Below are 25150 nucleotides of genomic sequence, written 5' to 3'. Positions count from 1 at the left end.
GGCCGCAGGGCCGCAGGGCCGCAGGGCCGCAGGGCCGCAGGGCCGCAGGGCCGCAGGGCCGCAGGGCCGCAGGGCCGCAGGGCCGCAGGGCCGCAAAGGAGCACACGACAGCCCGGTCGGCGTGCCGGAGAGGACGAGGGACGGACCGGGAAAGGACCGGTCGGGAGAGGGCCTGCCAGACAAAGACCGACCGTGCAAGGACCGACCGGTCAAGAGCCGACCGGGCGGGGGCCGATTGGGCAAGGGCTGGCACCGGCCGGGGGCCAGCCTAGCGGGGCGCTAGTCCAGGCCTCCCAGCCGCTGGCGGCGCCTGTTGCGCCAGACGGCGTCGAGGGAGAGGACGGGGGCGCCTGCGAGGACGAGGGGGAGCCAGGCCATGAGGTAGGCGAGGTCGTTGCCGTAGTAGTACGGGGACGCGGCCCAGCTCACCGTCAGCCACAGACTGAGCGAGATCAGCGCGCCGCCGAGCGCGGCGATGCGAGTGAGGAGGCCGAACAGGGCGCCGATACCGACGGCGAGCTCGCCGAAGGCCATGGCGTAGCCGAAGCCGACGGGGTTGTGCAGGGACAGGTCGACCAGGGCCGGGATGGCCGAGGAGTCACGGACGGCACGCATGGTGTCGCCGATGGAGCCCGCGCCGCTGTCCTTCAGGAAGGCGCTGTCGGTGAGTTTGTCGAGGCCGGCGTAGATGAACGTGACGCCGAGGAAGATGCGCAGGGGAACAAGGGCGTACCGGGTGGCGGTGTCCCGCCAGCCACGGCCGCCGCCGTCGAGGTAAGGGGGGTACGTATCCGTCCGCATGCTGTGAGTCATCGCCCGTAGCCGCCTCTCGCCCGCAGTGGTGGGACCCCTCAACAGACCATACGTACGAAATGGGGGGTGCGCTCAACTGCCGGCACGGGCTCTCCGTCCCACCAGTCGTCAGCACGGGTGTTCTGTCCCACCGGTTCACCCGGCCCAGCGCGTCCGCCCCACCGTTTGTTCACCCCACCGCCTGATAGCCCCACCCACCTGTCCGCCCCACCACCCGTCCGCCCCACCGCCTATTTGCCCCACCGCCCGTCCGCCCCACCGCCTATTTGCCCCACCGCCCGTTCTCCGCGCTACCCGTTCTCCCGGCTACCCCGTTCCCCCCTCCCCCTTCACTCCGTCACGTCGATCGCGTAGCGGTTGGTTTCGGCTCCCGCTGCTGTGACGACCTGGACCTCGACCCGCCCCGGTTCCACGTCCGCCGGGACGGGGACGGTGAGGACGGCGTCGGTGGGGTTGCTGAAGCCGCCCGAGACCGGGACGAGGGGGACGTGGACATGGACCGGGCCGATGCGGACGACCATGCGGGAGAGGCGGTCGGCGCTCTGGGCGCCGGGCGGGACGAAGCCGGCGCCGCGGATCTCGATGTCGTCGCCGGTGCGGATCGGGGCGTCGAGGTCGCCGGCCTCGCGGGAGCGGACGACGGAGAGGATGACGGGCCGGCCGCCCTCGGCGTACTTGCCGGCGAGGTAGGTCGCGGCCGAGACCAGGACCACGACGGCCAGGCCCCAGGGCAGGTCGGGGAGCTGGTCGGGGCGGCGGGCCAGCCGGACCGCGGCGAAGACGAGGGCGACCGCGCCGATCACGACGTACTGGATGTCGGCGAAGGTGCCGCGGCCGGAGTCGTCGGTCAGCAAGTCGGCGGCGCGTGGGCGGTGGGCGCGGACCTTCTGCAGCCGCTGGGCGAGGACGCGCAGGCCGACCACCCGGCGCACCAGCACGGCGATGCCGCAGACCACGGCGAGGACGGTCACCACACCGGCGCCGCGGGCGAGGTCGAGCCCGGCGATCAGGGCGTCGCGTTCGGCGTGGCCGGAGGCGGCGGCGAGCCGTCCGACCAGGACCAGTACGGCGTAGGCGACGAGCAGGACCCAGGCGGCGGCGACCGCGCGGGAGGTGGAGAGGCGGTTGTCCTCGCCGATCACCGGGGCGAGCGCCCCGCCGCGTGCCCGGTGGAACCAGGAGGCGGCGGTCAGCGCGCCGGCGACGACGAGCGCGGCGAGGAGTCCGGCGGTGCGGGCTGCGGTCCAGCCCGCGCCGATGGCGGTCAGGGACTGGACGAGGAGCAGTGCGACGACCGTCACCCACACGGTGACCGCCGTGCGCAGCCACAGGCGGGCCAGCCAGGCCCCGCCCTCGGCGCGCCCGCGGTCGGCGACGAGTTCCGCGGACTGGGTGAGTTCCTCGGAGACCCACTGCCGGGAGGCGGAGGCCGAGTGGGCGACGGCGGTCGGCAGACCCTGTCCGGCGGCGAACTCGTCCCGTCTCAGCAGGAACTCGGCGACCGCGCGCCGGTGTCCCTCGCGCGCCCCGTGCGGGCAGTCCCCGCAGGTGCAGCCGCCCTCGTGCGCGCCCGCCCCCGGGCCAGGGGCCACGCCCTGTCTCGCCTCCTGCACCGCCACGTCCGACGCCTGCCTTTCCGCACGACTCGATCGGATGGCGGCCCTGGAGAACCCGTTACGGACCCCTGCCGCCACCCTGTGAACAACTCCCCTGTGATGACAGCGAATTGTGCCCTACGGCACACCCTGTCGGTTCCGGTAGGTCTGGTCAGGGGCGGGTGAAGCGGGGCGGGCCGTGTTGACCCGGCTGCGAGAATTCGCGTATGGCCGAGATCATCCAGCGTGACGGGACCTGGGCCTTCGACGGCACGACGGTCCGCATCACGCCGGGGCTGCACCGCTCCGTGCCGCTGTTCCGGCAGACGTACGGGGAGATCTCGGTGCCTCTGGAGGCGGTCGCCGGGATCGTCTACGAGAGCGAACGCAGGCGCGGCCGGCTGCGGATGCGGCTGCGCGAGGGGGCCGATCCGCTGTTGCAGGCGACCGGCGGGCGGCTGCCGGACCCGGCCGATCCCTACCGGCTCACCGTGGACGTGGACCGTTCCGGGGTCGCCGAGTACCTCGCCGAGGAGATCCGGCACGCGCTGCTGCTCGACCAGATCCCCCACGAGCCGACCGCGGCCTACCTCCTGCCGGGTCCGCCGGTGCCGGTGTCCGTGCGGTCCTCCGACGGCACCGTCTCCTTCGACGGCACGCAGGTGCGCGTCGACTGGGCGGACACCTCGGACCGGGTGAAGCGGGCGACCGGGCCGCGCGTGATCGGCATCGGCGACCTCGTGCGGGTCGAGTGGCTGCCCAACTCCGGTTACGAGGACGGCTTCCTGCGCTTCGTGACCCGCGAGACGGTGTTCTCGAAACTGCCGGCCGAGAAGGACCCGTACGCCCTGGATCTGTGGGGCAACGTGAGCCGCGACCTGCTGACGGCGCTGGTGGCGACCGCGGTCACCGCCCGGCTCCCGCACCCTTACGCCCGCACGCGCACCGGGCAGGAGCCCGGGGACGCGGACGGACACCCGGGCACGGACGGGCACGCGGACGCGGGCGGCCACCACGACGTACTGCTGCGCCGGCTCCGCGAGTTGGGTGAGCTGCACCGGGACGGTGTGCTGACGGGCGAGGAGTTCGCGAGGACGAAGGCCGTCGTCCTGCGGGGTTTCCAGGGCGACTAGGTCAGCAGGTCGGGCTCGCTGCGGCTGATGTCCTGCCAGAGGGGCTGGTAGTTGATCCAGGCCACCAGGTCGCCGCCGAGTTGTTCCCGGGTCGATGTCGCCGCCTTGTGGTCGATCAGGATCGGCCGGCCCGCCGCCCGGGCGGTCAGTTGGACCTGGCTGGAGCGTTCCATCGACAGGAACCACCAGGCCGCCGCGTCGACCGAGTCGCCGACGGTCAGCAGCCCGTGGTTGCGCAGCACGAGGGCCTTGCGGGAGCCGAGCGCCGCCGCGATGCGCCGCCCTTCCTCCGCGTCGACGGCCACGCCGGTGTAGGCGTCGTAGAGGGCGTGGTCCTCGTAGAAGGCGCAGCTCTCCTGGGTGAGGGGGTCGAGCAGTTCGCCGAGCGCGGCCAGGGCGCGGCCGTGGACCGAGTGGCAGTGGGCGACGGCGACGACGTCGGGGCGGGCGGCGTGCACCTGCGCGTGCACGGTGAAGGCGGCCTGGTTGACGTGGTAGCGGCCCTCGACGACCTGCCCGTCGGCGTTGGCCAGCACCAGGTCGCCGACGGTGACGTGCTTGAAGGGCATCCCGAACGGGTTGACCCAGAAGCAGTCGCTGAACTCGGGGTCGCGGGCGGTGATGTGCCCCGAGACGCCGTCCTCGAAGCCGAGCCGCCCGAAGATCCGCACCGCTCCCGCCAGCCGTTCCTTGCGGTGCCGGCGTTCGTCCTCCACCGAGTCGTGCGTCGGCGGCATCGCGAACTGCAGCCGGTCGATGGGCAGCGGGGCAGGCGGTGTGGGCCCGTGCATCGGTCCTCCAGCACTGGGTTGCGTGACGACGCGGAAAGTTACCGTCGGTCAGCGCAAAAGGGCAGGGCCGGGGCTCGGAAACCTGCCGAAAGATCCAGAGGATGTCGGGTATCGGCGTCACACTCGCCACATGAACGCTGACCACATGAACGCTGACCACATGAACGCTCGTCCTATGGACACTCGCCGTATGACAGTCGACTGGGCGGCCTTCGTCGCCGTGGAGCCCGAGTTCGCGCGGCTTGCCGAGGACCGGTTCGGGGCCTTTACGCACCATGTTCTGGCGACCCTCCGCAAGGACGGCTCCCCGCGTACCACCGGCATCGAGGTGCGTTTCCTCGGCGGTGAGCTGTGGCTCGGCATGATGCCGGGCTCGCTGAAGGCCCTCGACCTGCGCCGCGACCCCCGTTTCTGCCTCCAGGCCAACCCCGGCGAGGGCACCGGGATGGGCGGGGGCGACGTCCGGATCGCCGGCCGGGCCGTCGAGGTGACGGACGGCGAGGCGAGGGCGGCGTACGTGAAAGAGGTGGAACCGCCGCAGCCGTTCCACCTCTTCCGCACCGAGCTGACGGAGGTCGTACGGACCTACGTCGAGGACGACACGTATCTCGTCGCCCAGGTGTGGCGGCCCGGAGAGCCGGTGCGGACTCTCAAACGGACGTGACCGCCACGGACCGACGGGACACCGGCGGGACTACTCCCACTCGATGGTGCCCGGCGGCTTGCTCGTCACGTCGACGACGACGCGGTTGACGTCGCGCACCTCGTTGGTGATCCGGGTGGAGATCTTCGCCAGGACGTCGTACGGCAGGCGCGACCAGTCGGCCGTCATCGCGTCCTCGGAGGAGACCGGGCGCAGGACGATCGGGTGGCCGTAGGTGCGGCCGTCGCCCTGGACGCCGACGCTGCGGACGTCCGCGAGGAGGACCACCGGGCACTGCCAGATCTCGCGGTCGAGACCGGCGGCCGTCAGCTCCTCGCGGGCGATGGCGTCGGCGTCGCGCAGCAGGTCGAGGCGGTCCTTGGTGACCTCGCCGACGATCCGGATGCCCAGACCGGGGCCGGGGAACGGCTGGCGCTGGACGATCTCCTCCGGCAGGCCGAGCTCCTGGCCGACCATGCGGACCTCGTCCTTGAACAGCTTGCGCAGCGGCTCGATGAGCTGGAACTCGAGGTCCTCCGGCAGGCCGCCCACATTGTGGTGCGACTTGATGTTCGCGGTGCCGGTGCCGCCGCCGGACTCGACGACGTCCGGGTACAGCGTGCCCTGGACGAGGAACTCGACCGCCGGACCCGCGTCCGCGATGATCTCGGCCTGGGCCTGCTCGAAGACGCGGATGAACTCGCGGCCGATGATCTTCCGCTTCTGCTCGGGGTCGGAGACCCCGGCGAGCGCGGCGAGGAAGCGCTCCTCCGCGTCGACGACCTTGAGCTGCACGCCGGTCGCGGCCACGAAGTCCTTCTCGACCTGCTCGGTCTCGCCCTTGCGCATCAGACCGTGGTCGACGTAGACGCAGGTCAGTTGCGCGCCGATGGCCTTCTGGACGAGGGCCGCGGCGACCGCCGAGTCCACGCCGCCGGAGAGGCCGCAGATGGCGCGCTTGTCGCCGACCTGCTCGCGGATGGCGGCGACCTGCTCGTCGATCACGTTGCCCGTGGTCCAGGACGGGGTCAGGCCCGCGCCCCGGTAGAGGAAGTGCTCCAGCACCTGCTGGCCGTGCGTGGAGTGCATGACCTCGGGGTGGTACTGGACGCCGTACAGCCGCTTCTCGTCGTTCTCGAAGGCGGCGACCGGTACGACGTCCGTGGAGGCGCTGACGCTGAAGCCCTCGGGGGCGGCGGAGCAGGCGTCGCCGTGCGACATCCACACGGCCTGCTCGGCCGGGGTGCCCTCGAAGAGGGTGGAGGACGAGCGGGAGACGTGCAGTTCCGTACGGCCGTACTCACGGGCGCCGGTGTTGTCGACGGTGCCGCCGAGGGTCTGTGCCATGAGCTGGAAGCCGTAGCACATGCCGAAGACGGGGACGCCGGCCTCGAAGAGGGCGCGGTCGACGGTCGGGGCGCCCTCCTCGTACACGGACGAGGGGCCGCCGGAGAGGATGATCGCCGCCGGGTTCTTGGCGAGCATCTCCTCGACCGGCGTGGTGCTCGGCACGATCTCGCTGTAGACCCGCGCCTCGCGGACTCGACGGGCGATGAGCTGGGCGTACTGCGCACCGAAGTCGACGACCAGGACGGTGTCGGGGGCGGCGGCAGCGGGGGTCGCTGATGACACGGGGGCCTTCCGGCGGTTGGGCGGGGTCTCTGTGCTGGCCAATTCTACCGAGGTGGACGTGGGACCGGTCCCGTCCCCGGGGCGCGGCCCCGGACACCGGGGAATCGCCGTGGCATACTGGCCCCATGCTTACGCCCACGACCTTCGCCTTTACCTATGGCTGCCGGCCCACCGGCTGCCATGGTCGTGCTGCTTGAGCAACTGACAAGCGACTTCCCAGGCGCCCCGGGCCGACAAGGCCCGGGGCGCCTGTCGTTTCTCCCGGTCCTGCCGCTCCGGGGCACCCGTACTCACCACAGGAGCCCCCATGACCACGACCGACCTGACTGCCATCGACCCGACCACCCCCGCTGCCGCCGCTGCCACCGACGTGATCGCCGGTGCCCGTGAGCGCATCGACGCGATCGACGACCGGATCATCGGTCTGATCCAGGAACGGGTGGCCGTCTCCGCCGTCGTGCAGCAGGCGCGGATCTCCTCCGGCGGGCGGCGGGTGAACCTCTCCCGCGAGATGGAGATCCTCGACCACTACCGCGAGGCCCTCGGCAAGCCGGGCACGGCCCTCGCGATGACGCTCCTCGAACTGTCCCGAGGCCGCATCTGAGTTCGGGCCGTCTCTCACCCGTACGGCGCGTGACCGCGACACGGGCGGCCTCGTTGGTCCCCGTGTCCGCGCCAGCCAGGTGCGGGCCAGGAAGAAAACCACGCGTGGCTCGATGGAGCGATGAGACGCACGGATCGTGCCGTGCGTCGTGGGACCTCGCTCCGGACGGGTCGACCGGACCGCAGGGGACAGCAGCCCGGTCGCCCGAGAGAACGGTCGGTCCCGGGGACGCCCGGGGCCGACCGGCGAAAAATCGCAAAAATGCACGAGAAACGCACAAGAGCCGGGTCAAACGGTTGCGGGGGCCGGGCTCATCCAGCACGATGCGTAGAAAGCACCCATTAGCCAGCGGCGCAACCCCCCGGCGCCGCTCCCCGGCACCGGCGCTGCCCTGACGCCGGTGCTGACGATGACGAAGGGCCTCGCGGTTCCGTCCCGCGAGGCCCTTCGTCATGTCCGGGCACCACACCGAGTACGCCATCGAGTACGTCTGTGACGCGCGCCACATAAAGATCCTGTGAGCCGAGGGCAACTGTTCATGGGCCTCGCCTGTCACACCTAGCGACACAAGGCCCACTCCCACACCCCCATGCGGAAGGCCTCCCCACCAGTTCCACGAGGTCTGCATGAAGCTTCGCCGCACGATGGTCGCCGCAGCCGCCACGGCGGTCATCGCGTCAGTCGCGCCGCTCGCGCTGCTGTCCGCGCCCGCCGCCTTCGCGGAGGAGACCGGTTCGCCGTCGGCCGGCGCGTCCGCCTCGGACAGCGCCTCCGCCTCGCCGTCCGGCTCGGGCGACTCGAGCCCGTCCGCCTCCGAGTCCCAGTCCGGCACCTCGTCACCGTCGGGGTCGCCGTCCGATTCGCAGAGCGGGAGCGCCTCCGGCTCCCCGTCCGGCAGCTCGTCGCCGTCCGGGTCCGCGTCGCAGACGTCGTCGGGGAGCCCGTCGGCCAGTGCGAGCGAGGACGGGTTCGACCCGTTCACGGACTGCAAGTCCTTCGACCTGGACGAGAAGCTCACGGCCCGGATCAAGGGCCTGCCCGGCAAGATCGTCGCCGGTTCCGGCTGGCACGACTTCGAGTTCGTCGTCAAGAACGGCTCCGACCACGACCTGAAGAACGTGTACATCGACACGTTCATGGAGTACGGCGACGAGCAGGACGAGTGGCTGTCCGAGGGCCTCGCCGTCATCCAGGTCAAGGAAGACGGCAAGTGGACCGACGGCTACCAGGACTCCTACGAGGACGAGCACGGCAAGCAGGTCAACGTCACCGGTTCCTTCACCGGTCTGCTCGACTCGCTGGCGAAGGGCACCTCCAGCACGCTCGAAATGCGGGTCAAGGTCAAGGCGTCCGCGCCGGCCGGCTCCTCGTTCGCGCTGAGCGAGGCCATCTACGCCGGCGAGGGCTCCGCCTGCTACGGCAACGGTGACGGCTACGACGTCGAGATCCTGGCCGCCGGCGGCGACGCGGGCGACGTCGACGACGCCACGCCGAACGGCGACAAGCCCACCGACGGCGCCAAGCCGCAGGGCAGCGCCAAGCCGATCAGCGGCAGCCTCGCCTCGACCGGTTCTGACTCCGCGCTGCCGATGATCGGCCTGGTCGGCGGGGTCGCCGTGGTGGCCGGCGCCGGCGCGGTGTTCGCGGTCCGCCGCCGCAAGGTCGGCACGCACGCGTAACGCGCGACAAGACCAGCGAAGGGACCTGCGCTCGGAGGGGGGCGCAGGTCCCTTCGCTCATTTCCCGGCCGGTGGCACGTGCCGTACCGACCGTCCGCCGCCGCCCTACCGCCTCGGCGGGACCGTCGGCAGGCCGAGGAACGGCAGGCGCAGGGCGCCGAACGCCCCCGCCGGGACCGCCGGGCTGACCGGCTCCACCGGCTTCAGCCGCTCGTACGCCGCTCCCTGCGCGGGGCGCGGATCCGGCTCGCCCCTGTTCGGCCAGTACGACATCGCGCGCTCGGCCTGGGCGGTGATCGTGAGCGACGGGTTCACACCCAGGTTCGCCGAGACCGCCGCGCCGTCGACGACCGAGATGCCGGGGTGGCCGTAGAGGCGGTGGTACGGGTCGATGACGCCCGTCTCGCGCGAGTCGCCGATCGGGCAGCCGCCGAGGAAGTGGGCGGTGAGCGGAGTGCCCATCAACTCCCCCACGTTGGAACCGGCGAAGCCGTTGATGTCGGCGGCGATCGCCGACGCGGCCTCCGAAGCGGCCCTTATCTGCTTGGGGTTGGGGGCGCCGTGTCCCTGACGTGCCGTCAGCAGGCCTTTGCCGACCCCGTCCGGCTTCAGGTACGTCGTCAGCGAGTTGTCCAGGGACTGCATCACCAGGCCGATGATGGTCCGCTCCGACCAGCGGCGGTTGGACAGCGAGCGCAGGACGAGGACGGGGTGGCGGGCCGCGTTCGCCAGCCAGCCGGCGACCCTCGACGAGCCCTCCGCGTACGGGACTTGGATGATCGACAGGCCGCCCATCGAGTTGGAGCCCTTGCCGTAGCGGACCGGCTCGATGTGGGTGTTCTCGTCCGGGTGGATGGACGACGTGATGGCGACCCCGCGCGTGAAGTCGGCCTTCGGCGCGCCCGTCGCCCTGCGGTAGCGCCGGTCGGTGGTCTGGGAGCCGACCAGGGCCTCGGAGTTGGTGCGGGTCAGCTCGCCCAACTTCTCGGACAGGTACGGGAGTTGGCCGCCCGCCTTCATGCGGTGCAGGAGGGTCTGGGTGCCGTAGGTGCCGGCGGCGAGGACGACCCGGCGGGCCTTGAAGACCCGGCCCTCGCCGCCGCGCCGGTTGTCGGTCGGGAGGGTGGTGACCGCGTAGCCGCCCTGCGAGTCGTCGGTGATCGACACGACCGTCGTCATGGGGTGCACGACCGCGCCCGCCCGTTCGGCGAGGTGGAGGTAGTTCTCGTTCAGGGTGTTCTTCGCGCCGTGCCGACAGCCGGTCATGCACTCGCCGCACTCGGTGCAGGCGTTGCGGGCGGGCCCCGCGCCGCCGAAGTAGGGGTCCGCGACCTGTTCGCCGGGGGCCGCCTTCGCCGATCCGCCGGCGTCCTCGCCGTCGCCGAAGAACACGCCGACCGGCGCCATGTGGAAGGTGTCGCCGACGCCCATCCGCTCCGCCGCCGCCTTCAGATGCACGTCGGAGGGGGTCGTCGTCGGGTTGAGCCGTACGCCGAGCATGCGGCGCGCCTGGTCGTAGTACGGCTTCAACTCCGCCTGCCAGTCCGTGATGTCACGCCACTGGGGGTCGTCGAAGAAAGGTTTCGGCGGTATGTAGAGGGTGTTGGCGTAGTTGAGGGAGCCGCCGCCCACGCCCGCGCCTGCCAGCACCATGACATTGCCCAGCAGGTGGATGCGCTGGATGCCGTAGCAGCCGAGCCGGGGAGCCCACAGGTAGTTCCTGAGGTCCCAGGAGTTCTTCGGGAGGGAGTCTCTGGTGAAGCGGCGGCCGGCTTCCAGGACGCCTACGGTGTAGCCCTTCTCCGTCAGGCGCAGGGCGGTCACCGAGCCGCCGAAGCCCGAGCCGACGACGATGACGTCGTAGTCGTAGGAGCCGGCATCGGCATCGGCATCGGAGTAGGCGTCCTGGGACACGGGGTCTCCTCGTGGGGAACGGTGGGGTGCGGCGGCGGCGCTCGCCGGGCGGTGCCCCTAGCGGAAGCGGAGCGCCTTCATCACGCGCAGGCTGCGGTTCATGAACTCCGCGTACTTCTCGTCGCTCATGCCCAGCGCCGGGGCCATCGGCAGCAGGCGCTGCTGGGCGACCGTCTGGGCCTCCGTGTACTTGAGGATGCCCTCGGAGCCGTGGCGGCGGCCGAGACCGGAGTCCTTCATGCCGCCCATCGGGGACTGGACGCTGCCGTAGGCGGGCGCATAGCCCTCGTTGATGTTCACGGTGCCGGTGCGCAGCCGGGCGGCGAGGTCGTGGCCGCGCCGGGCGTCCTTCGTCCAGACCGACGAATTCAGGCCGTACGGCGTGGAGTTGGCGTGCTCGACCGCCTCGTCGTCGGTCGTGAAACGGTAGATGGAGACGACCGGACCGAAGGTCTCCTCGGTGCAGACGGACATGGGTTCGCTCACGCCGTCGAGGATGGTCGGCTCGAAGAAGTAGGGGCCGACGTCCGGGCGGGCGACCCCGCCGGCGACGACCCTCGCGCCCTTCTCGACGGCCTCCGCCACATGCCGGGTCACCGTCTCCAGTTGGCGTGCGCCGACCAGGGAGCCCATGTCTGCGCCGTACGCGAGGGCGGTGCCCAGCCGCATGGCCTTGGTGCGGGCGGCGAAGCGCTCGACGAAGGCGTCCGCGATCGACTCGTGGACGTACAACCGCTCGATGGAGATGCAGAGTTGGCCGGCGGAGGAGAAGCAGGCGCGGACGGCGCCCGCGGCGGCCTTCTCGATGTCGGCGTCGTCGAGCACCAACATGGCGTTCTTGCCGCCGAGTTCGAGGGAGACGCCGACGAGACGGGCGGCTGCGCCCTGGGCGACCTCGCGGCCGGTGCGGGTGGAGCCGGTGAAGGAGACGTAGTCGGCGTGCCGGACGACCTCCGGGCCGACGACGGGTCCCTCGCCCAGCACGACCTGGAAGACGTCGGCCGGCAGACCGGCCTCGACGAGCAGGTCACGCGCCCACAGGGCGGTCAGGCAGGTCTCGGTGTCGGGCTTCATGACGACGGCGTTGCCCGCGACGAACGCGGGGAGCGCGTCGCCGACCGACAGCTCCAGCGGGTAGTTCCAGGGGGCGATCTGGCCCACCACGCCACGCGGATGGCGCAGTTCGGTGACCTTCGTCAGGGTCGGCATGGCCCCGGCGTGCCGCTTGGGGCGGAGGTAGGCGGCGGCCCGGCGGCCGTAGTGGCGGGCGGCGACGGCGACCGCCTGCACCTCCTCGTGGGCGTGCAGGCGCGCCTTGCCGGTCTCCAACTGGATGAGGTCGAGCACCTCGGCCTGCCGGGCCAGCACCAGATCGTGGAAGCGGAGCAGGACGGCGGCGCGCTCGCGCACGGGCGTCCGCGCCCAGACGGCCTGCGCCCGGCGGGCCGCCTCGTAGGCCCTCGCCACGTCCTCCGGCGTGGACTCGGGCAGGTCGGCCAGCTTCTCGCCGGTGAACGGCGTGTGGTTGGCCGTCCGGCCGGAACCGGTCACCCCCTTGGCGAGCTGGGCGACCAGCTCCGGGGTGACCACGTCGGCGGCGGTGCGCACGCCGGTGGGCGCCGGGGCGAGCGGGTTGGTGCCGGTCTTCGCCGCTGCCGTGTCGGCTGCCTTGTCGGCTGTCGTGTCCGGCGTGGTTTCCGGGGTGGTTTCCGGGGCGGCGGTGTCCGGTGTCGTGTCCGGGGCCTGCGAGTCCGTCATGAGGCGCAGGGTATGACGTGGCGCAGACTTTGGGTACCCGCCGGTAATACGGTGTCACCGGCCGCGCACCCGACGCCGGCGCCCGCTGGCGGCAAACCCGCTGATCAGGACGCCGGCACTGCGGGCTAGAGCTGGTCGAGGGCCAGGTTGGCGATCGCCGTGCGGGCCACCTCGCGGCCGCGCGCCGTGAAGTCGCCGGTGCCCGGGTAGCCGACGGTGAGCCGGTACATGTCACCGGCGGCGGACTTGTAGTAGAGGATGCGCAGCTCGCGGGGGCGGGGGTCCTGGGAGTCGTCGGTCGTGAAGCGGACGGTGTTCTCGGCGGCCTTCCCGCCGTGGAAGGTCGCGTTGTCGTCGGGCCGGGTCCTCGGGGCCTTCGGCATGTCGAGGCCGTAGCTGCCGCGGTCCTTGAACTCGCCGTCGTCGGCGTACATTTCGGCGGCGGCGGAGGCCTTGATCTCCTTGGTGGTGTCCTCCGACCGGCGGGCCACCGACAGCACGACCGAGATCGCGCCGCTCGGGTCGGTGTAGCCGACCCAGTGACCGTCGTCCGACTTCCGGTCGGGGACGGACCTCGTGTAGCTGTCGGGGACCGCAACCTTCGCGGTGACGTCCTTCGCGTACGGCGTCTTCCAGCCGTCCGGCAACGGCCCCGCGAACGGGTCGGCGACCACCACGTACGCCGTCGCCGCCACCGCCGCCACCGCGACGACCGCCGCGCCGAGCCCGAGCCACGCCGTACGGCCCAACGAGCGCCGTGCGCGCGGGACTTCGACGTGCCGCACGACCGGCGCGGGCTGCGGCACGGGCTGCGGCACGGGCGGGTGCGCGGCGGCCTCCAGCAACTCCCGTACCCGCGCGGCCTGCGGACGGCGCGCCGGGTCCTTCTCCAGCAGCCCGTCTACGGCCTCGGCGAGCGGGCCCGGCGCGGCGGCGGGCGGCGCGGGCACCGCGTTGAGCACGGCCTGAAGGGTGGCCGGCGTGTTGCTGCGGCGGAACGGCGACACGCCCTCGGTCGCCGCGTACAGCACCACGCCCAGGGACCACAGGTCGCAGGCCGGTCCGGGGCGCCGGCCGAGCACCCGCTCGGGGGCGATGTACTCGGGCGAGCCGACGAAGCCGCCGGTGTCGGTCAGGTTCGTCTCGCCCTCGATGCTGGCGATGCCGAAGTCGGTGAGGACGACCCGGCCGTGGCGGCCGAGGAGGATGTTGTCCGGCTTGACGTCCCGGTGCAGGATGCCCGCCGCGTGCGCCGCCTCCAGCGCGCCCAGCACCTCCAGGCCGATCCGGGCGGCCTCGCGCGCGCCGAGGGTGCCCTCCTGGAGGGCGCTGCCCAGCGAGCGGCCGTGGACCAGCTCCATGACGATCCACGGCTGCCCGTCCACGACGGCGACGTCGTGCACGTTGACGACCGCCGGATGGTCCAGCCGGGCCGCCGCCCGCGCCTCGCGCCGCATCCGCTCGAACGCGGTAACCCGTTCACGTTCGGGAAGATGATCGGGCACCCGGGGTTCCTTGACGGCGACCTCCCGGTCCACCGTCTCGTCCTTGGCCCGCCACACCGTACCCATCCCACCGTGCCCGAGCTTGGCGAGCAGCCGGTAGCGGCCTGCTACCAGCCGCCCGACGCCGGGCTCCCGAACCTGCGGCGGCACGACTATCGGTGGGCCGGGCGGATGCGGGCCGGGCGATTGTGGGTTCGGCGGATGCGGGCCGGGCGATTGCGGGTTCGGCGGTCGCGGGCCGGGCGATTGCGGGTTGGGCGGTTGCAGAACGAAACTCGTCGTGTCATCGAACTCGTGGCCGACGCCCCCGTTGGAACTCATGGTCCATCCCTATCGCGCCAGGCAGGCCGGAATCCACCGGAGAAGGGCAACTACCGTGTCACGAACGTGTCGACGGCGACGTCGAAGTACTCCCGCGCCTCCCGCACCTTCCCGACCGGCGCCGACACCCACACGTCGTACAACCGCCCGCCCTCCTCCCAGCACAGGTCGTACGTGTGCCTGGGCCCCTCCGCCGCGCTGAAGCCGTCCCAACTGAACTCCCAGAGAGCGGCGGGCCGTCCGCCCTGGCTGGTCTCGGTGACCCGGCCGTCGTGGTAACCGGGGTTGGTGTCCGCGCCCTTGGCCGCCGCCCGCTCCATCACCCCGCGCGGGCCGCCCGGTTGGGGGGCCGAGACCTTGATGCCGAGGCGGAAGACCTCCCCCGGGGACATGTAGAAGACCCGCTCCCCCTGCGCGACCCGCGTGAACCCGTCCGGCACGGCGAGCGCGAACCCGGCGGGGTCGTCGGCCACCCGGTACCCGGAGGGTGCCGACGGCAAACGGGGCACCGCGGCGGACTGGACGGGCACGGCCGTGGAGGCGGCCGAGGACGTGGGTGCGGGCTTGGAGGTGGGTGCGGAAATGGAAGTGGACGTGGGCGCAGGACGCGTCGATCCGCCCGTGGAACCGCTCGCCGAACCGCTCGCCGAACCGCTCCCCGAAGCCCCCGGCGCCCCCGGCGCCGAACTCGCGGGCGTGCGGCCGCCCCCGTCGCCCTCCCCGTTGTTCACCAGCAGCGCCGCCGCCGACACGCCCGCCCCCGCCATCGCGGCGACCAGCAGCGCGGCCACCAGCACGCCCCGCGTGGAGCGCTCCCGGGCGGGCGGGTCCAGCCGTGGCTGCGGCAGGTCGGCCTGGGTCGGCGTGTAGCCGGACGACACCGGGTGCGGCGTCCGCCCGGTCTCCAGGAAGACCCGCAGCAGCCGCTCCGCCTCCGCCCCGCCCAGCCGCCGGTCCGGATCGCGCTCCAACAGCCCCTGTACGACGGGCAGCAGCGGCGCGGCCTGCTCGGGCGTACGGATCTCGGCGAAGACGACGGCGTGCAGGATGCCGCCCAACGAGTCGCGCCGGAACGGGGATTCGCCGCTGAGTGCCGTGCACAGCAGCGCGCCCAGCGACCACAGGTCGGCCTCCGCGCCGGTCCGCGCCCCGGACATCCGCTCCGGCGCGGTGTACTCGGGCGAGCCGACGAACGAGCCGGTCTCGGTCAGCGTGGTCGCGCCCGCGACCTGCGCGATGCCGAAGTCGGTGAGGACGACACGGTCGCCGTCGCCCTCCAGCAGGACGTTCGCGGGCTTGATGTCCCGGTGCAGGACCCCGGCCGCGTGCGCGGCGCGCAGCGCGCCCAGCAGCGCGACGCCGATCCGGGCCACCTCGTCCGGCGGCAGCGGGCCGCGCGCGGCGATCCGGTCGGCGAGCGAGCCGCCGTCGATCAACTCCATGACGATGTACGGGCGTTCGCCGTCCTCGACGACGTCGTGCACGACGATGATGTGCGGGTGGCTGAGCTGGGCGACCGCGCGCGCCTCGCGCAGTGTCCGGTCGCGGCGACCGCGCGCCTCGTCGGCGGAGAGCGTGTCGTCCTGGATCAGCTCCTTGACGGCGACACGCCGTCCCAGCAGCTCGTCGTCGGCCCGCCACACGACACCCATGCCGCCACGCCCGAGCCTCGCCTCCAGCCGGTAACGGCCCGCGATGACCCGTACGTCGTTGCCGCCCCCCTCGGTCCCCATGAGCCCATCATGCCCCACCGGACGGCCCGCTTCCGGGGCGCCGTCCGGCCAACTGCCGGTACCGGTACCCGGCAGCCGGTGTCCAGGAGGCCGGTGTCCAGGAGGTGGGTGTCTAGGAGGTGGGTGTCTAGGAGGTGGGTTCGCGCCAGCTCTGCAGGACGGACTTGAACTGCTTGGCCGTCGTGGCCCAGTCCTCGGCCGGCGAGGACATGTAGATCGCGTACTCGCTGCCGTCGCGGGCGACGTACATCTCCTCGATCGCGCGGCGCGGACCGGGGTACCCCGTGCTCGCCTGCGCGGTCCAGGTGTACTCCCACTCGGAGCCGCGCCGGTCGCGGTACACGTTCCGCTCCAGGGTGACCCTGCTGTACGCGATCAGCCGCTTGACCTGCTGTTCCAGGTCGGTCTGGTGCGCGTACGGGTCGCTGAAGTCGGGGGACTTGTCGAGGGCGATGCGGACGAAGTGCTTGCCGCCGTCGGGCGTGTAGTCGACCTGCTTGAGGTCGCCGTCGTCCTGGTACACCTTCCGCTGCCAGCCGTCGGGGAGCGAGAGCCCGAAGCCCATCGGGTCGTCGACCGCCTTCCAGTCGTCGGGCACCGCGCCCTGCTCGACGGGGATGTCGGTGTTCGACGGGTTCGACGAGGCGGACGACGACCCGGCCGCCGAACCGCCGGTCTCCTGACCGTCCTTGCCCCACTGCCACAACGCCACCGCCGTACCCCCGCCGACCAGCACGGCGACGGCGACCACGAGCGCGAGCGGGCGCGCCCCACGACGACGACGGCGGCGGGACGGCGGGGACGACTGCGCGGGCGCGCCCGAGCCGATGTGCGTCACCCCCGAGTCGGTCGGGTCCGTCGCGGGGTGGCCGGGAACCGGCGTCGACGCCTCCGGCTCCCCGGGACCGTACGCCTCGCCGCCCGTGGGGGACACGGGCTGGGACGCGGAGTGGGACGTGGGCTGGGATGTGGGGTGGGATGTGGGGTGGGATGTGGGGTGGGACGTGGGGTGGGACGTGGGGTGGTTGCCGCCCGTGGCACGGTCGGACCGGTCGGACCCGGAGCCCCCGTACTGCGTCGGCACGTACACCTGGGCCCCGCCCGTGTGCCGGCCGCCCGCCGCCTCGGCGAGGAGGTGCTCGGTCTCGGCGGTGTCGGGCCGGGTGGCCGGGTCCTTGCGCAGCAGGGCGGTGATGACGGGGCCGAGCGGTCCGGCATGCTGCGGATCGGTGGCCTCCTCCTCGACGACGGCCTGCAACGTGGTCAGCGGCGAGGTGCGCCGGAACGGCGACCGCCCCTCCACCGCCGTGTACAGCGTCGCGCCGAGCGCCCACAGGTCGGAGGACGGACCGGGGTCCTGGCCGCGCACCCGCTCGGGCGCCAGGTAGTCGACCGAGCCGACGACCTCGCCGGTCCGCGTGATGGTGCTGTCGCCCTCGATCTGCGCGATGCCGAAGTCGGTGAGGAGGACCCGGCCGTCGTTCGAGATGAGCACGTTGCCGGGCTTGACGTCACGGTGCAGCACGCCGGCGGAGTGCGCGGCGCGCAGCGCGCGCAGCACCCACATGCCGATCCGGGCGGCCTCGGCGGGCTCGACGCGGCCGTCCTCCTTGACGGCGTCGGCCAGCGAACGGCCCTCGACCAGCTCCATCACGATCCACGGCCGGCCGTCGTGCTCGAGCACGTCGTGCACGGTGACCACGGCCGAGTGGTTGATCCGCGCCGCCGCGCGCGCCTCCGCCCTGGTCCGCGCCAGCAGGACGGACCGGTCGCCCTCCGCGACGTAGAGCGCGGCCGTCAACTCCTTGATGGCGACGGCCCGGTGCAGCAACTCGTCGTGCGCACGCCACACCCGGCCCATGCCGCCGCTGCCGATGGATTCGGCGAGCCGGTAGCGGCCCGCGAGGAGCAGTCCCTGCATCTGATTCACGTTGCCCCGCAATGCTCTTGACATGGCCAGCGTAGGGACCGGGCCGCCTCCGTGGTACCAGCGGGGTACCAAGGAGTCCGCACTGTGACGGTTGTCGCTTCCGAGCCCGCGCGGAAACCGAACCGGGACGGACGCCCCTCAACCGCTGTACTGGTAGGTGGCCGCCGCCTGTTCATACAGCCGCGTGACCTCGTCCCGTTCGGCCTCGGGGCCTCTGACCTGCACGATGTGGTACCGCCCCGAGATGAGCACCGCGAGGTTGCGCACATACAGCCCCCGCCCGTCGCCGTCGGTCCAGGTGAACTGCCCCTCGGCCATGGTCCGCGCCCCCACCGTCGTCGTACGCAGCCCGGAGGCCGTCGCCCAACTGGAATCGCGGTACGGCTGGAGCTCGCTCTCCTTCTCCCGCTGATAGACCATCGGATCGCTGCCGTTCGCCGCCGCGCTGTCGCGTCCCGGTACGACGATCAGCTCGAAGTCCCCGTGTACGTAGACGATCTGACCGCGCCCGTTCTTCGGCGTACGGTCCCAGCCGTTGGCCACGGCGACCTGGAAACCGGCCTCGTCCTTGCGGACGGTGAACCCGTCGGCGACGTTCGCGCCGGTGCCGCCGGTACCGGCCGCGCCGCCGGTCTGGGTCTCGGTGGCTTCCGTCCCCGAGGACGCGGAGGCGGCGGTGCCCGGCGACGTCTGGTCGGGCCGGGGTTCACTGCTCGAGTCGGGCGCCTGGCCGGCCGGTGTCCCGGTGGCGCCGGTCCGCCGGGAGCCGTCCGTACCGGCCGCCCCCTGCTCGCCCGACTTGGGCATGAACAGCATGGCGTACGCGATCGCCCCGGCCAGCACCAGCAGTATCAGCAACAGCAGGGTGCGGCCCAGGCTGCGCGGCGAGCCCGCAGGCTCCGACCGGTCCCGCTTGTGCCGCCCGTGCGTCGCGGGCAGCCCGGCGCGCCGCCTGCGCACCAGCTCGCCCCTGCGGCGGACGATCGGCAGCCGGCGCGGATCGGTCGGCGGCGCGGCGACGACGTACGTCCCCGCCTCGGGCTCCGGCGCGGACCGGACCAGCGAGCGCAGCCAGCCCCCCAACTCCTCGAAGTCGAGCCGCTCGGTGGGGTCCTGACGCAGCAGCGACTCGACGACCGGCCTGAGCGGTCCGCACTCCTCGGCGAAGGCGGGCGGCTCGGCACACACCAGTTGCACCAGCTCGGCCGTCGACTCCTCCGGATACGGCGCATGCCCCTGTACGGCCCTGAAGAGCAGCGCGCCGAGCGCCCACAGGTCGGTCGCGGGACCGATCGGCGCGGCCAACTGCCAGTTCTCGTGCACCGGTCCGGCCTGCTCGGGCGCCCACCGCTCGGTGACCGGCCCGACGACGGCCATCCGCGCCTGCCGCGCCCGCTCGGCAGCGAGCGCGGTGGCGGGCCCACGCCGGGTCACACCACTCCCGGGAGCCTCACCGGCAACCTCATCCCAACGGGCCCCGGCCGCCGCGCCAGGCACGGGGGTGCCCTGGACGCCGTAGGGGTCGGCTATCCGGCCAACCGGACCGCCTTCCCCGGCCTCGGCGGCGTGATCCGCCGGGGTCCGGGCACCGGGCAGGGCCGCGGGCCCGTTCTGCTGCGCCTCGTGCACCCGGGCCGCCGCCCGCGCACCCGCCCGGTACGCGGCGATCGCCCCGGCCCGCGCGGCACGAACATCACCACCGGACTCCACCGGCGCCCGACGCGCCACCGCCCCACCGGACGCCTCCCCCGCCGACACCGGCAACCCCCCGGACCCCCGAGCCTCAATAGCAGCCCGCCGAGCAGCCTCAGCATCCACCGCTCCACCACCAACGCCCCCACGGGCACCATCAGCCCCACCGGCACCACCAGCAGCTCCGGAACCAACCCCGGCGGTCCCACCAAAACCAGCGGCCCCGGCACCCTCCCCAACACCACCGACACCAGCACCAAACGCACCCGGCCGTCCGGATCTGGCCCCAACAGAACCACCAAACCCAACGGCCCTACCAACACCACTGGCCCCACTGTCCCCGCTGTCCCCACGGGCCCCGCCAGCCCCACCGAACTCACCGGCACCACCCACACCACCGGGCGCACCGGCACTTCTTGACGCACCGACACCACCAGCACCACCCGGGCCACCCGGGCCACCCGGCTGAAGCGGTGCCGCAGAACCCCGAGACCCAGCACCCCCGCCGGTCCCACCACCCCCACCTATCCCGCCGGCACCGCCGGAGGCACCCTCGTCCGGAGGCACCGGGTCGTACCCGCACAGGGCCTCTTCGGCCGCGCCGACCGCGAGGCCGGTCAGCATGACGCGCCCGTCGTCGCAGACGAGGACCGTGCGCGCGGTGATGTTCCGGTGCACCCAGCCATGCGCGTGCAGGACCCGCAGCGCCATGAGCACGTCGGAGGCGACCTCGGCCGCCCGGTACGGCGTCAGCGGTTTCTCGGCGAGCAGGGCCGCGAGCGGCCGCGCCGCCACCAGTTCACTCACTATCCACAGCGAACCGCCCTCGGCGAACACGTCGAAGACCTGGTCCAGCCGCGGATGGTCGGGAATGCCGGCCGTGGCCTGCGCCGCCTCCATCGCCCGCCGCACGACGGGGTCGGCGGGCCGCCGCGTCCCGGCCCCCGCACCGGCCCCCGCACCCACGCCGGCACCCGCGCCCACACCCCGTGCCCCCGGCGGCCGGGCCCCGCGCTCCCGGGCCGTGAACCCCTCGGGCAGGCCCTCCGCGTCGAGCACCTCCGCCTCGACGACCTCCGGCAACGGCACCTGCCTGACCAGGACTTCCTGCCCGCTATAGGTGTCGAAGGCCCGGGTCTCGGTGAGTTCGTACTCGTCGGACGGCGGCAACGGCAGGCGGTAGCGGTCGACCAGTACCCGACCCGCGAAGTCGTCCACGTTGCCTCCCCCGGCCGCCCGGTCGGTCAATTCCGTTCGTGTTGCGTGCCGTTACAGCCGTATCCAGCCGTGTTGCCGGATGCGTACGGTCCGCAGCCACTCACGATACGTGCCGGAGGCAACCCGCAAAGAGGGGATGCAAGATCTCACGCCCCCAACACGGCGTCCGACGGCCGCTACTTCTTCGGCGTGAAGGTGTCCGCCAGCGTCGTCCAGGTGGTCGCCCGCAGGTCGGTGCCCCACGCGGCGGACTTCGCCGTGTACATCAACGCGTACCCGAGACTGTCGCTCACGACGAACCCGCGATCGATCGTGCGGTACGCCGTCCCGCTGTCCGTGTAGGTGAACTCCCAGTCGGCCGTGTTCCAGCCGCGGTAGCTCACCGCCGCTATTCCAATCTTCTTGTACTGAGAGCGCGTCATACCGCTCTCCTGGTTCTTCCAGTCGGCGACCGGGTCGTCCTTGGGCGTGGTCGTCCACGCGACGAGCAGCTTCTGCCCGTCGGGCCCGGTGAAACGGTCCCCCGCGGAGTCCGACGACTGGAACTTCCACCCGGCGGGCAGCCCGATCGAGTACCCCTGACCGCCCTTGTGCGTCGCCGTCGCCACCTTGGCTTCGCCTGTGGCGGTGCCCCCGGACCCGGTGCCCCCGGCCGCGGCGGTGTTGCTCGGCTTGGCACCGGACGACGTGCCGGACTGCGCCGACGCCCCGTCCGTACCGCTCTCGCCGGCCTCGTCCGCCTTGGTGTCGGCGCTCGCGCTCCCGCCGGCCACCGCCTTGGACGCGCCGCCGCTCTTCGCGCCGTTCGCGGTGCCGTCGTCACCGCCGAGCGTGAGGGCCAGCACGGTACCGAGCACCGCGAGCACCACGACCACCGCGATGATCACCAGCGTCCGCTTCGGCACCACATCGGTCAACGGCGCCCTCGGCACCGGCCGCGGCGGCAGATCCGGCGGCGCCATCACAGGCCACCCCGAACTCCGCCCACCCTCCTCGCCACTCCCCCGAGCCCCGGACCCGACCCCAACACCAGCACCGGAGCCGGAACGCGCCGCAGGAACAGCCGCAGTCGCGGACCCGGACGACGAAGCCGCCGCCGACACCGCGCCCGCCCCAGAAACCGACCTGGACACAGACGTCGCAGCCGACGCCGACGACGCCGTCGAGGCCTTGGACACCGACACAGCAGGCGCAGCAGTCGCAGCGGCAGCAGCCGGAGCGACGGCAGAACCCGTACCCGTACCCCCACCCCTCTGCGCCTCACCCGCACTCACAGAACCGGACGCACCGGAGACGCCGGACGTACTCGTACCCGCCCCGTTCGGCGACTTGCCGCGGGACGCTGCCGCCGAGGTCGCCGCCCCCGCCGCGGCGGCGGCCTTCCGCACGGACCGGAACGCCCCGCGCAGCTTCTCGCCCGCCTCCGCGCCCGCCGAACTCCCCTTGCCCCCGGGGGCGTCCGGCTGCGCGGGCAGCGGCACGACCTTCGTCACGTCCGCCGGCTCGGCATACCGCGGGTCCGGTGCGTGGAGCACCTCGTCGAGCATCGCCCGCGCACCGGCGTCGTCGAGCCGCCGCGCGGGATCCTTGGTGAGCAGACCGTAGATGACGTCCTTCAGCGGACCCGCGTTCTTCGGCTCCTCCAACTGCTCCGTCATCACCGCGGTGAGCGTCGCGATCGCGGAACCCTTGTCGTACGGGGGCGCGCCCTCGACCGACGCGTACAGCAGACCGCCGAGCGACCACAGGTCGGCCGCAGGACCCGGCTTGTGGCCGCGGGCCCGCTCCGGGGAGATGTAGGAAGGCGCGCCGACGAGCATGCCGGTGGAGGTGATCGACGGGTCGCCCTCGACCTGGGCGATGCCGAAGTCGGTGAGCACGACCCGGCCGTCCTCGGCGATCAGCACGTTCGACGGCTTCACGTCACGGTGCAGGATGCCCTCGCGGTGCGCGGACCGCAGCACGTCGAGGATCGCGAGCCCGACCTCGGCGGCACGCTTCGGCTCCAGCACGCCGTCCTCACGGATGACCTCGGCGAGCGACTTGCCCTCGACGAGCTCCATCACGATCCACGGCCGGTCGTCCTCCTCGACCACGTCGAAGACCGTCACCGCGCTGTTGTTGCGGATCCGCGCGATGGCCTTGGCCTCGCGCAACGTCCGCGTGATCAGCCGCCGCTTCTCGTCCTCGTCGATGTTCCCCGGGAACCGCAGCTCCTTGACGGCGACCGTGCGCCCGAGGGTCTCGTCCTCGGCCCGCCACACCGTCCCCATGCCGCCGCGGCCGAGTACGTCTCCCAGCCGGTACCGCCCGGCGAGGAGACGTGCGCTCTTGTCCTGACGGGATGACCCCGCCCGCTCCGCCTCCGACATGCGTCCCCTCATGCAACCCGCCCTGACAGAGCCTTCATTGTCCCTCACCCGACAAGTGCCCAACGCCCAGGGTGCCCCTCACCGCCTCCCGCCCGCACCCGGGAGCGGAGCATTCCGGCCAGAAGGTGCGGCCCGCTCCCGGCCAGCGAGCACGGGGTGCCTGCCGATCGAGAGACGGGGACCCGGCCAAGCCGGCCTGTCCGCGCCCTGGATGATGGGCGCGACAGTGAAGGAGCCATCCCGTGACGCCACCGCTTCGGAGCCTCTTGGCCGTCCCCGTGGCCCTGCTGCTCCTCGGCCTGCTCACGACCGGTTCGCGAGCCGCCCCCGCATCGCCCACGGACTCCCTCCTCCCGCTGCTCCTCACCCGGGGCAAGGCGCCCGCCGCCGCCCTGCTGGCCCGTGAGGAGAGCGGCACCCGCTACGCCGTGGCGGGTCCTGGCATCTCCGCGTCCGACCACTTCCGGGCCGGCAGCGTCACGAAGACCTTTCTCGCGACCGTCGTGCTCCAACTGGCCGCAGAACACCGGCTGTCGCTGTCCGACACCGTGGAGACGCACCTGCCGGGAGTGGTGCGCGGGGCGGGCAACCACGGGCGCGCGCTGACCCTTCGTTCCCTGCTCACCCACACCAGCGGCCTGTACGACTTCACCCGGGACACCGGGGGCGTCGTGCCCCTGACTCCGCTTCAAGCCGTCCGTATCGCACTCACCCACTCTCCGGCCGACCTCGGCCGCTTCGCCTACTCCAACACCAACTACGTCCTGCTCGGCCTGGTCGTCGAGCAGGTCACCGGCCGCTCGTACGCCACGGAGGCCGAGCGGCGGATCATCGCTCCCCTGCGTCTGACGGGCACCTCCTTCCCTGGCTCCCGTACCTCTCTGCCCTCCCCGCACGGCCGCGCCTACGACACGTACGGGACCGACGTCACCGAACTCGACCCGCGGGTGGCCGGGGCCGCGGGCGAGCTGGTGACCACGCTCGCCGACCTGGACCGCTTCTACGCTGCGCTGCTCGGCGGCGAGCTGCTGCCCCCGCGCCTGCTGCGCGAGATGCTCGACACCCGTACCGCACACGGCTCGTACGGCATGGGCCTGTTCCCCCTGAAGCTCCCGTGCGGCGTCACGGTGTGGGGACACAACGGCCAGATCTCCGGCAGCTACGTGCGCACCGCGGCCACCCTCGACGGTCGGCGTGTCCTCACCTTCCGGGTGAACACGACGGCGATCGCAGATCCCGACCTCGAACCGGCCTTGCTCGCCGCCGAATTCTGCCCTCGCAACCCGTAGAACGAGCCGGTTCCGAACAGAGATCCCGATTCCCAACACTCGTTCGAGTGAACCGGAGGTCGGCCGGAACGGCCGAGTCGGGCCAGCCCGGACAGGGCTCGCCCAGCCGAGCCCAGACAGGCTGGAGAGGCCAGGCAAGCCCTGCGGGACCAAGCCGGGCCAGGCCGAGCCGGGCCAGGCCGAGCCGGGCCGCACCCGGCCGACCCGGGTTAGGCCGAGCCAAGCCACGCCGGGCCAGGCCGAACCGCGCCGAGTCGGGTCAGACCCGGCCTACCCGGGTCAGGGTGGGCCAGGCAGCGTCAGAGCGGGACGATGTCTGGTGCGCCCAGGCGGGCCAGGCCGCGCCGAGCCGGGCGCGCCAGGCCGGGCCACGCCAGACCCTGCCGACCCGGGTCAGGCCACACCCGGCCGACCCGGGTTAGGCCGAGCCAAGCCACGCCGGGCCAAGCCGAACCGCGCCGACCCGGGCCAGGACGGGTCAGGCCGAGCGGGTCCAGGCCAAGCCGAGCCAGACCCGGCCGGCCCGGG

The 25150-nt window shown here is 72.6% G+C and carries 16 protein-coding genes; 5 read left to right on the top strand and 11 right to left on the bottom strand.

Going from position 1 to position 25150, the window contains the following annotated elements:
* Nucleotides 1-279: 279 nt before the first annotated feature.
* Both BMZ82_RS19835 and BMZ82_RS19830 read right to left on the bottom strand, forming a co-directional pair.
* Nucleotides 280-801: a DoxX family protein gene (locus tag BMZ82_RS19835; protein WP_371271265.1), complete on the bottom strand. Its 522-nt coding sequence runs from the start codon at nt 799-801 to the stop codon at nt 280-282.
* Between the two features lie 341 nt (nt 802-1142).
* Entirely contained in the window at nt 1143-2432 is a 1290-nt protein-coding gene (locus BMZ82_RS19830) for a hypothetical protein (RefSeq protein ID WP_093777548.1), read from the bottom strand.
* A 203-nt stretch (nt 2433-2635) separates the two neighbouring features.
* On the opposite strand from BMZ82_RS19830, the gene BMZ82_RS19825 reads away from it, so the two are divergent.
* On the top strand, nt 2636-3541 hold the full coding sequence (locus BMZ82_RS19825; protein WP_093777546.1) for a DUF4429 domain-containing protein: 906 nt from the start codon (nt 2636-2638) through the stop codon (nt 3539-3541).
* Here BMZ82_RS19825 and BMZ82_RS19820 read toward each other — a convergent pair.
* Nucleotides 3538-4332, bottom strand: a complete 795-nt coding sequence (locus tag BMZ82_RS19820; RefSeq protein WP_093777544.1) for a class II aldolase/adducin family protein — start codon at nt 4330-4332, stop codon at nt 3538-3540. The genes BMZ82_RS19825 and BMZ82_RS19820 overlap by 4 nt on opposite strands.
* Nucleotides 4333-4522: 190 nt before the next feature.
* Here BMZ82_RS19820 and BMZ82_RS19815 point away from each other — a divergent pair, with 190 nt between their 5' ends.
* Nucleotides 4523-4996, top strand: a complete 474-nt coding sequence (locus BMZ82_RS19815; protein WP_093777542.1) for a pyridoxamine 5'-phosphate oxidase family protein — start codon at nt 4523-4525, stop codon at nt 4994-4996.
* A gap of 30 nt (nt 4997-5026) precedes the next feature.
* On the opposite strand, the gene guaA is transcribed toward BMZ82_RS19815, so the two are convergent.
* Nucleotides 5027-6607 carry a glutamine-hydrolyzing GMP synthase gene (guaA, locus tag BMZ82_RS19810; RefSeq protein WP_093777540.1) on the bottom strand — a complete coding sequence of 527 codons (1581 nt, stop codon included), beginning with the start codon at nt 6605-6607 and terminating at the stop codon, nt 5027-5029.
* A gap of 307 nt (nt 6608-6914) precedes the next feature.
* Between guaA and BMZ82_RS19805 the strand changes: the two genes are divergently transcribed.
* Nucleotides 6915-7211 (top strand): chorismate mutase, encoded by a 297-nt coding sequence (locus BMZ82_RS19805; protein WP_093777538.1) that lies wholly within the window; start codon nt 6915-6917, stop codon nt 7209-7211.
* Nucleotides 7212-7837: 626 nt separating this feature from the next.
* Nucleotides 7838-8890 carry an LPXTG cell wall anchor domain-containing protein gene (locus BMZ82_RS19800; protein ID WP_093777536.1) on the top strand — a complete coding sequence of 351 codons (1053 nt, stop codon included), beginning with the start codon at nt 7838-7840 and terminating at the stop codon, nt 8888-8890.
* A gap of 105 nt (nt 8891-8995) precedes the next feature.
* Here BMZ82_RS19800 and BMZ82_RS19795 read toward each other — a convergent pair whose 3' ends face one another.
* From BMZ82_RS19795 to BMZ82_RS19765, 7 genes are all read right to left on the bottom strand, one after another.
* A complete protein-coding gene (locus tag BMZ82_RS19795; RefSeq protein ID WP_093777534.1) occupies nt 8996-10804 on the bottom strand; it encodes a GMC family oxidoreductase N-terminal domain-containing protein in 1809 nt (602 codons plus the stop codon).
* Between the two features lie 57 nt (nt 10805-10861).
* The gene (locus BMZ82_RS19790) at nt 10862-12562 is read right to left on the bottom strand and encodes a succinic semialdehyde dehydrogenase (protein WP_093777532.1); all 1701 of its coding nucleotides are present in this window, start codon (nt 12560-12562) and stop codon (nt 10862-10864) included.
* A 125-nt stretch (nt 12563-12687) separates the two neighbouring features.
* Complete coding sequence (locus BMZ82_RS19785) at nt 12688-14388, bottom strand: serine/threonine-protein kinase (protein ID WP_093777530.1); 1701 nt, start codon at nt 14386-14388, stop codon at nt 12688-12690.
* Between the two features lie 50 nt (nt 14389-14438).
* Nucleotides 14439-16121, bottom strand: coding sequence for a serine/threonine-protein kinase (locus BMZ82_RS19780; protein ID WP_093777528.1), 1683 nt, complete (start codon nt 16119-16121; stop codon nt 14439-14441).
* A gap of 127 nt (nt 16122-16248) precedes the next feature.
* On the bottom strand, nt 16249-18042 hold the full coding sequence (locus tag BMZ82_RS19775) for a protein kinase domain-containing protein (RefSeq protein WP_093777526.1): 1794 nt from the start codon (nt 18040-18042) through the stop codon (nt 16249-16251).
* Nucleotides 18043-18189: 147 nt separating this feature from the next.
* Nucleotides 18190-20961 (bottom strand): protein kinase, encoded by a 2772-nt coding sequence (locus BMZ82_RS19770; protein WP_093777578.1) that lies wholly within the window; start codon nt 20959-20961, stop codon nt 18190-18192.
* 176 nt (nt 20962-21137) lie between these two features.
* On the bottom strand, nt 21138-23333 hold the full coding sequence (locus tag BMZ82_RS19765; RefSeq protein WP_093777524.1) for a serine/threonine-protein kinase: 2196 nt from the start codon (nt 23331-23333) through the stop codon (nt 21138-21140).
* Nucleotides 23334-23575: 242 nt separating this feature from the next.
* Between BMZ82_RS19765 and BMZ82_RS19760 the strand changes: the two genes are divergently transcribed.
* Nucleotides 23576-24622 (top strand): serine hydrolase domain-containing protein, encoded by a 1047-nt coding sequence (locus BMZ82_RS19760; protein WP_256252006.1) that lies wholly within the window; start codon nt 23576-23578, stop codon nt 24620-24622.
* Nucleotides 24623-25150 lie beyond the last annotated feature (528 nt).

The sequence above is a fragment of the Streptomyces sp. yr375 genome, from assembly GCF_900110755.1.
Classification (GTDB): Bacteria; Actinomycetota; Actinomycetes; order Streptomycetales; family Streptomycetaceae; genus Streptomyces.
This window is presented reverse-complemented; position numbering and strand designations above follow the sequence as displayed.